The sequence below is a fragment of the Rhizobium sp. B230/85 genome (genome assembly GCF_019355735.1).
Lineage (GTDB): Bacteria > Pseudomonadota > Alphaproteobacteria > Rhizobiales > Rhizobiaceae > Rhizobium > Rhizobium rhododendri.
Genome location: NZ_CP072156.1, coordinates 1744926 through 1759381, shown reverse-complemented (window position 1 = coordinate 1759381; position 14456 = coordinate 1744926). Strand labels below are relative to the sequence as shown.

Genomic DNA, 14456 nt, shown 5'->3' with positions numbered 1-14456 from the left:
TCAAGATTGGCTGGCGCGATAGCAAACGGCAGGGTTTCGTTGCCGACCTCGCCTTTCTACAGGCCTAGAAACGAAAAAAGCCGGGACGAACCCGGCTTCTTCCGTAACATCAGACCAAGTCTTAGAACTTGTAGCCGATACCGACCTTGACGCTATTTTCGTCGTAGCCGCGCGATACGCTGCCGGAGTCGAGATCGAAGTTCTTCTTGCCGTAGTCGGTGTAGCGATATTCGAGGCGGGCAGAGATGTTGTTGGTGACCATCGTTTCGGCACCAGCACCAACCGTCCAGCCAACAGCCGTCTTCTTGTCAGAAGAAGTGTCGTCAGACATCTTGTTCTGGCCAGCAGCGACACCGGCCGTGCCGTACAGCATGAAGGGGTTGAAGTCGTAGCCGAGGCGAGCGCGAACCGAACCGTTGGTTTCGTTCTTGCCTGTGATGCCGTTCTTCGTGCTGTCGGCGCCGGAGTAACCTACGTCACCTTCGATACCGTATACGATCTGGCCGTCCTGCCAGTTGTAGCCCGAGTAGACCTGGCCGCCAAAAGCGTCAGCGCTGCCGCCCTGGCCCTTGATCTTGCCCATGTTGTAGGTGCCAGCCGCGCCGAGGTAGAAGCCGGCCCAGTTGCTGACCTGGGGAGCGTCCTGAGCGACGGGAGGCTGAGGAATCTGTTCGACAGCGTCGGCAGCCATAGCAGCCGAGAAACCACCGATAACGAAAGCCGAAGCCATGAGGGTCGTGATGATGTTACGCATACTTTTATTCTCCTAATAATCTCGTTCCGTCGCCTACTGTCCTAGCGTTCGAACGGTCCGAGCAATTCCTGGATATTCCCTCCCGGATGACTGTAAATTGGAATGCAATTGCGGATTTGGAAGAGCTAAATTGTGAAATCATTGTGGCAACCGAATGGCTGAAATTCGATGTTGCTTTAACGCCACAGGACAATCGTTAACCATAACAAATTATTAAAGAGACTATACTTAATTTTACTCAAATATATCTCAAGATCTACATAGAACATTTGTTGCCCCTGCCCCTGCATCGGAGTGGCTTCCTATGGTCTATCGGCTCCCTATATAAGTGCTAATCCGACCAACGCAGTGAAAAGGCGACATTTTGACCGATAACAAACTCCGAACCGCGCTGATCACCGGCGCATCCCGCCGGATAGGCAGTGCAATGGCCCGGGATCTCGCGTCTAACGGATTCAATATTGCAATTCACGCAGATACATCGATGGTCGAGGCGGAAGCCCTGGCGGCGGAATTGAGGCTTGGCGGCATCAAGGCAATTGCCGTCAAGGCCGACCTCCAAAATAATTTCGAGGTCTCGACCCTTGTCGAAAGGACGGTTTCGGCTCTCGGGCCACTGGATCTGCTGATCAACAATGCCTCGACCTTCCGCTCGGACACGGCAGACGCTTTCGATGCGGAGGCATTTGAGGCGCATTTCGCCGTCCATGTGCGGGCACCCTCCATTCTGGCGGCTGAATTTGCCCGACAACTCCCGGACAGCGTGCCCGGCTTGATTGTCAACATCATCGACCAGCGGGTCTGGGCTCTCAATCCGCGTTTCTATTCCTACACGCTTTCCAAAGCGGCTCTCTGGACGGCCACTCAAACCCTCGCCCAGTCTTTTGCGCCGCGAATCAGGGTAAACGCGATCGGGCCTGGCCCGACACTTGCCAGCAGCCGGCAGGCGCCGGAGGATTTCCAGGCGCAGATCGACGGGCTGCTGCTGAAGGCAGGCCCCGGGCTCGATGAATTCGGCCGGACCGTCCGCTTTCTTTTTGACACGCCTTCGATCACGGGCCAAATGATTGCCCTGGATGGAGGCCAGCATCTGGCCTGGGAGACGCCTGACGTACCGGAGACTGCTGAATGAATGCCAGAAAGCTGCCCGAGGGCGGCGTTCTCTACGACGAATCGGACGATACCGACGATGACATCGAGGTCGAGGGCGGCGGCATCGCCGTCCCTGCCCTGACGGTGGCCGTCGACTGGAACGAAGGCGGAAAGAACGAGACCGGGCTGAAGGGCGCCGAGCTTATCGGCGAGTTCGTCAAGCGGCTGCCGAATGCGCCGGGCGTCTATCGCATGTTCAACGAGGCGGGCGACGTGCTCTATGTCGGCAAGGCCCGCAGCCTGAAGAAGCGCGTCAGCAACTACGCTCTCGGTCGTGGCCACTCGAACCGCATCGCCAAGATGATCCGCGAGACGGCGAACATGGAGTTCGTTACGACCCGCACCGAAACAGAAGCGCTGCTTCTGGAAGCCAACCTCATCAAGCGGCTGCGGCCGCGCTACAACGTGCTGCTACGCGACGACAAATCCTTTCCCTATATCCTTATTACCGGCGATCACCGGGCGCCGGCGATTTTCAAGCATCGTGGCGCGCGCAGCCGCAAGGGCGCCTATTTCGGCCCCTTTGCCTCGGCCAGCGCCGTCGGGCGGACGATCAACTCCCTGCAGCGCGCCTTCCTGATCCGCACCTGTACGGACAGCGTCTTCGAGACGCGCACACGGCCCTGCCTGCTGCACCAGATCAAGCGCTGTTCCGCTCCCTGCACCCACGAAGTCAGCGACGACGGCTATGGCGAGCTGGTGCAGGAGGCCAAGGATTTTCTCTCGGGCAAAAGCCAGAACGTCAAATCGCACATTGCCGATGCCATGAACTTGGCGGCCGAGAACCTCGATTTCGAAAGTGCCGCCGTCTATCGCGACCGGCTTTCGGCTTTGTCGCATGTGCAGAGCCATCAGGGCATAAACCCGGCCGGCGTCGAAGAAGCGGACATCTTCGCCATCCACCACGAGGGCGGCATATCCTGCATCCAGGTGTTCTTCTTCCGCACCGGCCAGAACTGGGGCAACCGGGCCTATTTTCCGCGCGCCGACCCGTCGCTGTCAGGCGCCGAGGTACTGAATTCGTTCCTGGCGCAATTTTACGACGACAAGCCGGTGCCGCGCCAGATCCTGCTGTCGGAGACCGTCGAGGAAATCGAGCTTCTGGCAGCCGCGCTTTCGGAAAAGGCCGGTTACAAGATCGCCATTCTGGTGCCGCAGCGCGGCGAGAAGAAGGACCTGGTCGACCATGTCGTCGGCAATGCCCGCGAGGCGCACGGTCGCAAGCTGGCCGAGACCGCCTCGCAGTCGCGGCTGCTCGAAGGCTTCAAGGAAACATTCAAGCTGCCCTATGTGCCGCAGCGCATCGAGATCTACGATAACTCGCACATCATGGGCACCAATGCCGTCGGCGGCATGGTCGTTGCCGGACCGGAAGGTTTTGTCAAAAGCCAGTACCGCAAGTTCAACATCAAATCGACGGAGATCACCCCCGGCGACGATTTCGGCATGATGCGCGAAGTGATGATGCGGCGTTTTTCGCGCCTGTTGAAAGAGGAAGGCCTGCCGGACCGGACCAAGGCGATCAGCGAAGATGCGGCCGACCTGCCCTTCCCAGCCTGGCCCGACGTCATCCTGATCGACGGCGGCCAGGGACAGATGACGGCGGTGCGCGCCATCCTCGACGAACTCGGCATCACGGACAGCGTCATTGCCATCGGCGTCGCCAAGGGCGTCGACCGCGAGGCGGGCAGAGAGCGATTCTTTCCGCCGTCCGGCGATAACTTCACCCTCCCACCGCGCGACCCGGTTCTCTATTTCATCCAGCGCCTGCGCGACGAGGCGCACCGGTTTGCGATCGGATCGCACCGGTCACGACGCAAGAAGGAGTTCGTCAAAAACCCGCTCGACGAGATCGGCGGCATCGGGCCTTCCCGCAAACGCGCTCTGCTGCAGCACTTCGGGACGGCAAAGGCCGTATCGCGGGCCGGATACACCGACCTGCTCGCCGTCGAGGGGATTTCCGAGACCGTGGCGAAGCTCGTCTACAATCACTTTCACGACGACGCCGCGAAATAAAAGCGGCAGGTCGCAAATTCTACGCAATGACGGCGGAAAAACTGAAACAATATTGACGCTATAGAACAATGACCGTCATTCTACCCGGACGCTCCAAACGAAACGATTTTCATGGCATCGCGCGCATATAACATTCCGAATCTCCTCACCTACGGACGCATCCTGGCGGTGCCGCTCATCGTCATCTGCTTTTTCGTCGAGGGAAAGCTTTCGATCAGCAACACGGCGCGCTGGGTCGCGCTGTGGATCTTCATCATCGCCTCGATCACCGATTTCTTGGATGGTTATCTGGCGCGGATATGGAACCAGACATCGAATATCGGCCGCATGCTCGATCCCATCGCCGACAAGCTGCTGATCGCCTCGATCCTGTTGCTGGTCGCAGCTGACCAGACGATTGCCGGCTGGTCGCTGTGGGCGGCGATCATCATCCTCTGCCGCGAAATTCTGGTGTCGGGACTGCGTGAATATCTGGCGCAGTTGAAGGTCAGCATCAGCGTGCCGGTGACGCGTATCGCCAAATGGAAGACGACGGCGCAGATGGTGGCCATCGCCTTCCTGCTCGCGGGCCCCGCCGGCGAGGAAATCCTGCCGCACACGACCGAGATCGGCATTGCGCTCCTGTGGATTTCGGCGATCCTGACGATCTATTCCGGCTACGACTATTTCCGCGTCGGGCTGAAGCACATCGTGGACGACGAGGGATGACCAAACTCGTCTATTTCGCCTGGGTGCGCGAACGGATCGGCCGGGGCGAGGACGAACTGGTTCTTCCCGCCGATGTGATTACCGGTGCAGATCTCCTCAATCATTTGAAGACGCTGGGCGAAGAGTACGAGATGGCATTGGAATTTCCGGATGCCATCCGAATTGCCGTGAATATGGAACATGTCGAGCATGATGAGAGCATCGTCGGCGCGCGGGAGATTGCGTTGTTTCCGCCGATGACAGGCGGCTGACGGAGATGGCCGACGTTCCTCCCATCCTGCCAACGATCCGCGTCCAGCGTGAGGATTTCGACCTGCAGGCGGAGGTGGCGAAGCTGTCGCGAGGACGCCACGAGATCGGCGCGGTCGTCACCTTCTCTGGCCTCTGCCGGGACGAAGGTGCCAGTCTCGCGGCGCTGGAACTCGAACATTATCCTGGCATGGCCGAGGCCGAGATGGAGAGAATCGCCACCGCTGCCATTGAACGCTTCCAACTGCGCGGCCTGACGGCCATCCACCGCTTCGGCCGCATCCTCCCCGGCGAAAACATCGTGCTCGTCATTGCCGCCTCGAGCCATCGGCAGGCCGCCTTCGACGGCGCCAATTTTGTTATGGATTTCCTGAAGACGGCGGCCCCCTTCTGGAAAAAAGACCATGCCGCCGACGGCAAGGCCGGAGACTGGGTGGCGGCCCGCGATGCGGATGATGCGGCGCGGACGAGATGGACCGCAGACAGGTGACGCTCAGGGAATGACCCGCTCCCTCCGGCTGATGACCAGCAAAACGACCAGCAGTGTGAACACCATGAGATCGCGCCAGAGGAGCGGCCCGTAGGCGCTCCACAGCGTCTCCGCAAACGCCAGTGCCGCTGCGCCGCCCGCCGATTTCAGCGGATTGCCGTAGCCGCCGACCGAAGCAATCAGCAGCACCTTCAATCCAAACATCATACCGGCGCCGAAATCCATGGTGCCGTAGTAGGATGTCGACAGCAGCCCGCAGACCGTGGCAATCAGAGTTGCGCTGCCATAGGCCGTGAGAAAGACCCGGCTGGTCGACAGGCCGCAAAGTTGGGCGGCCAGCGGCTCCTCACTGACGGCGCGCCAGATGCGCCCCCAGGCGGTGTAGCGCAGCACCGCCGCGCCGCTGAGGACAATCGCTGACATGAGGGCCGTGTCCAGCAGCTGGATTTCCGTCAGCGTCACCGGGAAGCTGATGTCGTTCCAGAGCACCACCGGTGCATTGAGGAACGGCGGCAGCCAGCGCGGCCGGGCGCCCATCGCCAGCGACGCGGTTTCCATCAGCACGATCAGGACACCGAAGGCAGCGACGATCACCGTGTTCGGCGATGTCTTTGCCAGCGGCTGGATAACGGAGCGACCAATGAGCAGACCCGCCCCGAGCGTGTAGACGAAGGCAAGCACCGCTCCGAATGCCAGTGCTGCGGGTAGCACGAGGATGAGGCGGTTGTAGCCGATATCGCTGAACAGCAGCAGCATCTGGCCAGCAAAGGCAAACAGCGCGCCATAGGTGATATCGGGCCGCCTGGTGACACCGAAGGCAATGGCATAGCCGAAAGCCAGGGCGGCGTAGAGTGCCGCGAGCGGCACAGCGTTCGCCAGTTGCTGCAACAGATAGGCCATGCCACCCCTCCCCACGGCTAAAATAATAACTGGCAAAATAGCTTTTACCAGTTATTATTTGCGGCATGAGCTTTTCCTGGACCCCTCATCGCTTTTCCGGTGGCGCCCTTGCGCTCGATGTCGCCAACAGTGTCATCCTGCGACACGACGCAACACGCAGCATCGACCGTTTTGCGACACCGGAACATCTCGAAGACTTTGCGCCTGCGGCAATGCAGTTCTGCGCCGAACGGGCATTGTTCGGCGATATCAAGCCGCTGAGACCCTCGGAGGCGCCTGCATTCCTGAATCTGAGGGAAGCGATCGACGACTATTTCCGGGCGGTGGTGCTGGGTGCGACATCGGATGCTTTGCTGGCCGATCTGCTCGCGGCCATGGCAACATGCTTGCGCGGTGCCACCACGCCGGACAGTCTTGCCAGCGCGACCGTACATTCGACGCTGCGGCTGCTCGCGAACCCGGAACAGGACCGCATGAAGATCTGCGGCAATTGCGGCTGGCTGTTTGTCGACCGCAGCAAGAACCGTAGCCGCAGCTGGTGCGACATGGCCGTCTGCGGCAACCGGGCAAAGGCCAGCCGGCACTACAGGCGCAAGAAGCAGGAGGTGCCGTCATGAGAACCACAGAGATATTCGCAGTCACCATGGCCCTCTTGGCGCTGGGCGGCTGCCAGAGGCAGGACAGCGACGGTCCGACCGAATTGAACGGCCGGCACTTCGTCTTCAACTACCGCGTCTCGACTGCGACCTACCTCGTCAATCTTGCGCTGAAGGCGCCGATCCCGGATGGCAGCTTTGCCATTGCCGAATTCGAAAACCCGATGGGTGGCGATCCGCTGGTGGTGAGGGAGAAGATCTTTCCGCTCTGGGACAAGATCACGCTGCAAAGCCCCGCCGTCCACTGCGTCCGCAAGGATCGGCCCTATGCCGTCAACATCCGGCTGGTGGATGGCGACGGCAAAACATTCCAGACCATCAAGACGCAGGTCATATCGGATGTCGACCAATCGGTGCTGACAGCAAGGCCGCTGGTCGTAGGGCCCGGCTACACCGTCAATCCGGACCTGGTAAGACCGGATGGCAGCATCGACTTCTCACCTGAAAAGTGCCCCACCGGCTGATCGCAGGCACGAAAAAGCCGGGACGCGAACGACCCGGCTTTCAACAATTACTTCAATGACTTCGGCAAAGATGCCAAGAGCTTGATTCAGCCGACGATTTCGGTGCCGGAGAACCAGTAAGCGATTTCCTCGGCAGCGGTTTCGGGAGCGTCCGAACCGTGAACCGAGTTCTCGCCGATCGACAGGGCGTGCAGCTTGCGGATCGTGCCTTCGGCAGCGTTAGCCGGGTTGGTTGCGCCCATGACTTCGCGGTTCTTGAGGATGGCGCCTTCGCCTTCGAGAACCTGAACGACCGTCGGGCCAGATGTCATGGAGTCAACGAGTTCGCCGAAGAAAGGACGATCCTTGTGCACGGCGTAAAAGCCTTCGGCTTCGCGCTTGCTCATCCAGACGCGCTTGGAAGCAACGACCTTGAGGCCGGCATCTTCGAGAATCTTGGTGATCGCGCCGGTCAGGTTGCGCTTGGTTGCATCAGGCTTGATCATCGAAAAGGTGCGTTCAGTGGCCATGGTTCAAATCCTTCGTTTTACGGCAAAAGTTGGCGGTCTTTACCCGCCTGCCCGCCTGAAAACAAGGGGGATGCGGCAATTTCACGGGACCGTCGCAGTCGCCTGGCTGCAACCGCCCGTTAACCCCGCCAGCCGATACCCTCGAAAAATGGCGCCATGCCGGGCTACCTTAAAGCCGTTTTAACCCGGCAGGCCGCAAATCGAGGGCGACTTCCCAAACGGACGGGCGCAGGGCGACCTCGAACAGGACAGAGCGATGAAACACCCGACGCCAGGCGCTGTCGCTACTCCGGCCAATTCGATGCTCGGCCCGGTCGATCTCCAGAAGGTCGGCCACGCCATGGCCAAGCTCAACGTCCGCGGGTTGCCGCGCAACTACCAGCTTTTCCATGAGGCACTGTTCGGCGCCGACCGCAGCCTATCGAACGAGATCGCTCTTCTCGGCAGCCACCCTTCGCAGGCCATGCTCGACGAGATCGGCCTCAGGTACCGCCTTGTCAGCCATTGCGGACTGGTCGCCGAGAATACCCAGTCAGAGACAGCACGGATGCTGCGCGACGTCGCCGGGCAACTGGCCGAGGGCCTGAGGCACAAGCAGAGTTTCGTTCAAGCCGTCGAAACGATCACACAGTCTGTCAACGAAGACCCGATGCAGAGCCTTGCTGCATTTTCCGCCGAGATGGATTTCCTCAACGCCTCGCTGACCAACCTGATGATCTACGAGACCGGGCTGACGGAAAAGCTGACCGACCAGATGGACAGGATCGACACAATGGAAAAGGGCAACGCGGCAATGCGCACCGCCGTTGCCACAGACCGCATCACCGGGCTGCCAAACCAGATCGCCCTCATCAACCGGCTGATAGAATTGTACGACGAGGATAGCGCCCAGGGGATTGCGCTGATCATGGTCGACATCGACGATTTCGGTGCATTCAACGCCAGGTTCGGGCCGCAGGCCGCCAATCACCTGCTGAAGAAGCTGGGGGGCCTTTTCCGCAAGAGCATCAAGAAGAACGATCTCGTCGTTCGCATGACAGGCGACGACTTCTGCTTCCTGGTGACAGACGTGAATACCGAGGGCGCCCGGGCAATCGCTACAAGGCTTCGGACATCGGTCGAGGAAACGCTGGTCTATGCGACTTCCGACAAGAGCGATCCGGGCCGTCTCAGCGTCTCTACCGGCATTGCGCTCAGCACCGACGCTCCCTCGGCAGCCCAGCTGATGGCCCATGCAGAAGCAGCACTCGCCCGCGCGCAGGGCAACCGCCGCCAGCCGATACAGCTGTTCAGCCACGACGCGCGCCATTAAACCCTCGACCGACTGTTTGCCATCGCGCGAGCCGTATTGCAGCGCACACTCTTGCCTTCAAGGGCAAGTTCGGTCAAAACCGCCCCATGATCACGCTCAACAACATTTCCGCCCGCATCGCCGGGCGCCTTCTCATCGACCAGGCAAGCATCGCCCTGCCGGCCGGCATCAAGGCCGGCTTCGTCGGCAAGAACGGTGCCGGCAAGTCGACGCTCTTCAAGATCATTACCGGTGACATGGAAAGCGAGACGGGCAACGTCTCCATTCCGAAGAATGCCCGCATCGGCCAGGTCGCGCAGGAAGCGCCGGGTACGGAAGAGCCTCTGCTGGAAATCGTGCTGAAGGCCGACAAGGAGCGCGAAGCTCTGCTAGCCGAAGCCGAGACCGCGACCGACCCCAACCGTATCGGCGAAATCCACATGCGGCTCTCGGATATCGGCGCGCATTCGGCAGAATCGCGGGCTGCCAGCATCCTTGCCGGCCTCGGCTTCGACGCCGAGGCGCAGATGCGTCCGGCCTCGAGTTTTTCGGGCGGCTGGCGGATGCGCGTGGCGCTTGCCGCCGTGCTGTTTTCCGAGCCAGACCTGCTGCTGCTGGACGAACCCACCAACTATCTCGACCTTGAAGGCACGCTGTGGCTGGAAGACTATATCAGCCGCTATCCGCACACCGTGATCATCATCAGCCATGACCGCGACCTGCTCAACACGGCCGTCAACGCCATCGTCCATCTCGACCAGCAGAAGCTGACCTTCTATCGCGGCTCCTACGACCAGTTCGAGCGCCAGCGGGCCGAAGCCAACGAGTTGCAGACGAAGGCCAAGGTCAAGAACGATGCGGCGCGCAAGCATCTGCAGTCCTTCATCGACCGCTTCAAGGCGAAGGCCTCCAAGGCCCGCCAGGCGCAGAGCCGCGTCAAGGCGCTGGAGCGCATGGGCACCGTTTCCTCGGTCATCGAGGACAATGTCCAGGGCTTCAAGTTCCCCGATCCCGAGAAGGAAGCCGCCTCCCCCATCATCGCCATCGAGAGCGGCTCCGTAGGCTATGCGCCGGGCAAGCCGATCCTGCAGCACCTGACCCTGCGCATCGACACCGACGACCGCATCGCGCTGCTCGGCTCGAACGGCAACGGCAAGTCGACCTTCGCCAAGTTCATCTCCGGCCGCCTTCCTGGCTCGCCGGGTTCGGTAAAGACCGCATCCGGCCTGAAGATCGGCTTTTTTGCCCAGCATCAGCTGGACGACCTCATTCCCGAGCAGACGGCTGTCGAGCACGTGCGTCGCCGCATGCCGGGCGCCACCGAAGGCAAGGTGCGGGCGCGCGTTGCGCAGATGGGGCTTGCCACCGCCAAGATGGAAACCGCCGCGAAGGATCTGTCGGGTGGCGAAAAGGCACGCCTGCTGATGGGGCTTGCCGCCTTCGACGCGCCGAACCTGCTGATCCTCGACGAACCGACCAACCATCTGGATATCGACAGCCGCAACGCGCTGATCCAGGCGCTGAACGAATATTCCGGCGCCGTCATCCTGATCTCGCATGACCGCCATCTGATCGAAGCCACCGCCGACAGGCTGTGGCTGGTCAAGGACGGCACCGTCATGAATTATGACGGCGACCTCGAGGATTATCGCAACACCATCGTCGCCGCATCGCGCGGCAAGGGTGGCAAGGGCAAGAGCAGCCCCGAGGACAAGGCCAACAAGGCCGAACAGCGCAAGGCCAATGCCGACAAGCGCGCCGCAAACGCACCGTTGAAGAAAAAGATCAACGATGTCGAGGCTTTGACCCAGAAACTGCAGAAGCAGATTCAGGCTCTCGACCGCGAACTGGAAGATCAGGAGATCTACGACAAGTTTCCTGAGAAGGCCGCAGCCAAGGTCAAGGAACGCGCCGACCTGATGGCCAAGATTGCCAAGAGCGAAGAGCAGTGGATGTTGCTCTCGGACGAATACGAGGCAGCGATGGCGGGTTGACCGCCAGCGTCGTATTTCCTCCAGGCAAGCAGGCGCAACCTCGATGTAGCCTGTTTGCTTTCCCGCCTCCGTCCCCTGTCTAAAGGACGGATTGCTCGGCTCACGGTCGCGATCAACCCAACGTTGATGCCGATCGGCAACAGTCGCCAACATGCGCGCCGGGACCACGACGGCATCTGCGGGCGAACCGCCTTCGTCAACACCTCGTTAACCATAATCAGAAAATATCGTCTCAATATTCCTCCCTTGATTGAGCGATTCCCATGTTCTCACGTCCCGTTGTCGCCGGCCTTCTGGCCAGCCTGATGCTCGCCGGCTGCGCGACAAAACCGACGACAGAGATGTCGCTGAAAACCTCCTACGCGCCGGGCGCTACTGTCACTGCACCGCTCAAGGCCCACGATCCCATTGCCATGGAGCCGACCGCCTGGGGAGGCTACTGGCACCATCTTGCCGGTCGGACACTGACGGTCTCGTCCCTGCACGACCTCAAGCTTGCCGACAAGGAAGTGATCCTCACCTTCGACGACGGCCCGATGCCGGGAAAGACCGAGAAAATTCTTGCGACACTCGACCAGTTCGGCGTCAAGGGTGCCTTTATGATGGTCGGAGAAATGGCCGCCGCCCATCCGGCGATTGCCCGCAAGGTTCTCGACGACGGCAATGCCATCGGCAGCCATACCTACCGCCATCCGGATCTCGCCAGGATGAGCTTCGACATGGCCATAGCCGAGGTCGTCAAAGGCGAGAATGCCGTCTCGAAGGCCATCGGTACCGATGTCAACTTCTTCCGCTTCCCCTATCTCGCCGACACGAAAAGCCTGCGCTCGGCGATTGCCCAGCGCGACATGATCGTCATGGATGTCGATATCGACAGCAAGGATTATTTCACCGTCAAGCCGGCTATCGTCCTCGAGCGGACCATGGAGGAGCTGCATCGGCGCGGTCGCGGCATCATCCTGATGCACGATATCCACCAACGTACTGCGATCATGCTGCCGGGCCTGCTCAACAGACTTGAGAAGGAGGGCTACAAGGTGGTGACGCTCCGTTACGGACGTGACGCGGCACCAAGCAACGTCATTGCCATGGCCGATCTGAAAATGAGCCGTTAGGCGCCGCTCGCACCAAGCCCGGCCTTGCTCGCGGCCCGCATTCTGATACAAACACCTCAAAAATAATCATACTTTTGAGTGAAACACCGGAACGCGAGCAAGCCCATGTCTTCCAATCCCTCCGCCCCCATCCAGCTTGGCATCGTCGGCGTCGGCAAGATCGTCCGCGACCAGCATCTGCCGTCGATCGCGGCCAATGCGGACTACAACCTGATCGCCACGGCCAGCCGCAACGGCACTGTCGACGGCATCCAGAGTTTCACGACCATCGACGAGATGATTGCCACTGTTCCTGCGATGAACGCCGTGTCGCTGTGCATGCCGCCGCAATACCGCTATGAGGCCGCCCACAACGCGCTGACGGCGGGCAAGCACGTGTTTCTCGAGAAGCCACCGGGCGCGACACTGAGCGAAGTCCATGATCTCGAAGCGCTGGCGAAGGCCAAGGGCGTGTCGTTGTTTGCAAGCTGGCATTCGCGCTACGCACCGGGCGTCGAGGCCGCAAAGGACTTTCTTGCCGCGACGACCATCAAGAGCATGCATGTCATCTGGAAGGAAGACGTGCGCCACTGGCATCCGAACCAGGACTGGATCTGGCAGGCCGGCGGGCTCGGCGTGTTCGATCCCGGCATCAACGCCCTGTCGATCGTCACCCACATCCTGCCTCGCGCCATCTTCCTCACCGGCGCAACCCTAGAGTTCCCGGAAAACCGCGACGCACCCATCGCTGCCGACCTGCACTTCAAGGATGCCACCGGAGTGCCCGTCCACGCTGAATTCGACTGGCGCCAGACCGGCAAGCAGAGCTGGGATATCATCGTCGAGACGGAGGCCGGCACGATGCGGCTGGCCGATGGCGGCGCCAAGCTTTTCGTCGACGAAGAACTGAAGCTCGCCGAACCGGAGGCGGAATACCCGTCGCTGTACCGCCGCTTTGCCGAAATCGTCAGGGCCGGAACATCAGACGTCGATCTCGCCCCCCTCCGCCACGTCGCCGACGCCTTCATGCTCGGCAAGCGCAAGTTCGTGGAAGCGTTCCACGATTGATCTGCGGGTTCCAGATGCGTGCGAAGGCGCTTGAATAAGAGGTAGTGTTCGCATTAATTCCGGGGTCGAAAATGCAGCGGAATGAAGAATCAGCCTACGGTCTTGGCGTCAAACATAAGCTCGTCGTGCTCGCGGAACCCGACGACCGATGGCCTAAGGCCTACGCCGAGGAAGCCGAAAGCATACGGCTCGTCCTGGGCGTACGGGCGATCGATATCCAACACTTCGGAAGCACTTCGATACCGGGCATCAGAGCGAAGCCCGTTATCGATATCATCGTCGGCATCCGTCGTTTCGAAGACGGTAGTGAGTGTATCAAGCCGATGGAATCCATTGGCTACGATTATGCCGGTGCAGATATCGTTCCGGATGACCATATTTTCGGACGTGGTATCAAGCAGCAGACGCGCACCCATCTCGTGCATATTGTAGAACATCAAGGTTTTCATTGGAGGCGAAACCTGCTGTTTCGCGACAAACTCCGCACCAATGCCGTCCTGGCGTCTGAGTATGAAGATCTTAAGATTTCTCTTGCAGCCAAATTTTCCGGGGACCGCGCCGCCTATACGGACGCGAAGAAAGCTTTCATCGACAAGGTAGTCGGGAACGGGTGACCCCTCGCCTCGACTACCTAAATCTTCAGGTCAGGCCTTCTTTTCCCAGCGACCTTCCTGGGTTTGCTGCCAGTAGGTGAGCTTGTGGCCCTCGGCTTTCAGCTTTTTCCACTGGGCCCGGGCACCTTCCAGTTGTGACTGGTCGTAGCCGTCGAACATGAATACGACGCGGTCGTAGGTGTCGATCTCTTCAGCTTCGGCACCGTCGACGAAGAAGCGGACCTTGGCATCGTTGACATTGTCCGGCGACAGCGTCAGCAGCACCGGCTGGTGTTCCGGCGCCTCGCCGGCATCGGTGCCGTGAGGCAGGAAACTGTCCTCGCGGAATGTCCACAAATGGCTGTCGAGCAGGTCGCGCCGCGCCGGGTCCCGACCTTGCACCGCCACCCGCCAGCCACGCTCGACGCTTTTGTCGAGCAATGGCGGCAGGGCGTCCTCCAGCTTTGATTCCGTCAGATGATAGAACAGCACCTCGGTCATCGGGCGATCCCGTTTCT

At 60.3% G+C, this 14456-nt stretch carries 16 protein-coding genes; 12 read left to right on the top strand and 4 right to left on the bottom strand.

Features of this window, described 5'->3' with window-relative positions; genetic code table 11:
• Positions 1-121: 121 nt before the first annotated feature.
• On the bottom strand, positions 122-754 hold the full coding sequence (locus J5289_RS08475) for an outer membrane protein (protein WP_142829644.1): 633 nt from the start codon (positions 752-754) through the stop codon (positions 122-124).
• 364 nt (positions 755-1118) lie between these two features.
• Here J5289_RS08475 and J5289_RS08470 point away from each other — a divergent pair, with 364 nt between their 5' ends.
• From J5289_RS08470 to J5289_RS08450, 5 genes are all read left to right on the top strand, one after another.
• On the top strand, positions 1119-1886 hold the full coding sequence (locus J5289_RS08470) for an SDR family oxidoreductase (protein ID WP_209183352.1): 768 nt from the start codon (positions 1119-1121) through the stop codon (positions 1884-1886).
• Positions 1883-3922: an excinuclease ABC subunit UvrC gene (uvrC, locus tag J5289_RS08465; protein WP_209183351.1), complete on the top strand. Its 2040-nt coding sequence runs from the start codon at positions 1883-1885 to the stop codon at positions 3920-3922. Before J5289_RS08470 ends, uvrC begins: the two co-directional genes overlap by 4 nt.
• A gap of 111 nt (positions 3923-4033) precedes the next feature.
• On the top strand, positions 4034-4630 hold the full coding sequence (gene pgsA / locus J5289_RS08460) for a CDP-diacylglycerol--glycerol-3-phosphate 3-phosphatidyltransferase (protein WP_111220794.1): 597 nt from the start codon (positions 4034-4036) through the stop codon (positions 4628-4630).
• Positions 4627-4881 (top strand): molybdopterin converting factor subunit 1, encoded by a 255-nt coding sequence (gene moaD / locus J5289_RS08455; protein ID WP_142829650.1) that lies wholly within the window; start codon positions 4627-4629, stop codon positions 4879-4881. Before pgsA ends, moaD begins: the two co-directional genes overlap by 4 nt.
• 5 nt (positions 4882-4886) lie before the next feature.
• Positions 4887-5369 carry a molybdenum cofactor biosynthesis protein MoaE gene (locus J5289_RS08450; protein ID WP_209183350.1) on the top strand — a complete coding sequence of 161 codons (483 nt, stop codon included), beginning with the start codon at positions 4887-4889 and terminating at the stop codon, positions 5367-5369.
• 3 nt (positions 5370-5372) lie between these two features.
• Here J5289_RS08450 and J5289_RS08445 read toward each other — a convergent pair whose 3' ends face one another.
• Positions 5373-6269: a branched-chain amino acid ABC transporter permease gene (locus J5289_RS08445; protein WP_209183349.1), complete on the bottom strand. Its 897-nt coding sequence runs from the start codon at positions 6267-6269 to the stop codon at positions 5373-5375.
• A gap of 65 nt (positions 6270-6334) precedes the next feature.
• On the opposite strand from J5289_RS08445, the gene J5289_RS08440 reads away from it, so the two are divergent.
• Both J5289_RS08440 and J5289_RS08435 read left to right on the top strand, forming a co-directional pair.
• Positions 6335-6886: a CGNR zinc finger domain-containing protein gene (locus J5289_RS08440; RefSeq protein ID WP_209183348.1), complete on the top strand. Its 552-nt coding sequence runs from the start codon at positions 6335-6337 to the stop codon at positions 6884-6886.
• Complete coding sequence (locus tag J5289_RS08435; RefSeq protein ID WP_209183347.1) at positions 6883-7389, top strand: hypothetical protein; 507 nt, start codon at positions 6883-6885, stop codon at positions 7387-7389. The genes J5289_RS08440 and J5289_RS08435 overlap by 4 nt, the downstream gene beginning before the upstream one ends.
• An 86-nt stretch (positions 7390-7475) precedes the next feature.
• Here the strand turns inward: J5289_RS08435 and ndk are convergent, their stop codons facing one another.
• Positions 7476-7898, bottom strand: a complete 423-nt coding sequence (gene ndk, locus J5289_RS08430; RefSeq protein ID WP_111220465.1) for a nucleoside-diphosphate kinase — start codon at positions 7896-7898, stop codon at positions 7476-7478.
• A gap of 256 nt (positions 7899-8154) precedes the next feature.
• Between ndk and J5289_RS08425 the strand changes: the two genes are divergently transcribed.
• From J5289_RS08425 to J5289_RS08405, 5 genes are all read left to right on the top strand, one after another.
• Positions 8155-9210 carry a GGDEF domain-containing protein gene (locus J5289_RS08425; RefSeq protein ID WP_247749026.1) on the top strand — a complete coding sequence of 352 codons (1056 nt, stop codon included), beginning with the start codon at positions 8155-8157 and terminating at the stop codon, positions 9208-9210.
• An 86-nt stretch (positions 9211-9296) separates the two neighbouring features.
• A complete protein-coding gene (locus J5289_RS08420) occupies positions 9297-11183 on the top strand; it encodes an ABC-F family ATP-binding cassette domain-containing protein (RefSeq protein ID WP_209183346.1) in 1887 nt (628 codons plus the stop codon).
• A 263-nt stretch (positions 11184-11446) separates the two neighbouring features.
• Positions 11447-12298, top strand: coding sequence for a polysaccharide deacetylase family protein (locus J5289_RS08415; protein ID WP_209183345.1), 852 nt, complete (start codon positions 11447-11449; stop codon positions 12296-12298).
• A 105-nt stretch (positions 12299-12403) separates the two neighbouring features.
• Positions 12404-13345, top strand: a complete 942-nt coding sequence (locus tag J5289_RS08410; RefSeq protein WP_209183344.1) for a Gfo/Idh/MocA family protein — start codon at positions 12404-12406, stop codon at positions 13343-13345.
• Positions 13346-13416: 71 nt separating this feature from the next.
• Positions 13417-13959, top strand: a complete 543-nt coding sequence (locus J5289_RS08405) for a GrpB family protein (protein ID WP_209183343.1) — start codon at positions 13417-13419, stop codon at positions 13957-13959.
• Between the two features lie 30 nt (positions 13960-13989).
• On the opposite strand, the gene J5289_RS08400 is transcribed toward J5289_RS08405, so the two are convergent.
• A complete protein-coding gene (locus J5289_RS08400; RefSeq protein ID WP_209183342.1) occupies positions 13990-14439 on the bottom strand; it encodes a DNA polymerase III subunit chi in 450 nt (149 codons plus the stop codon).
• Between the last annotated feature and the right edge of the window lie 17 nt (positions 14440-14456).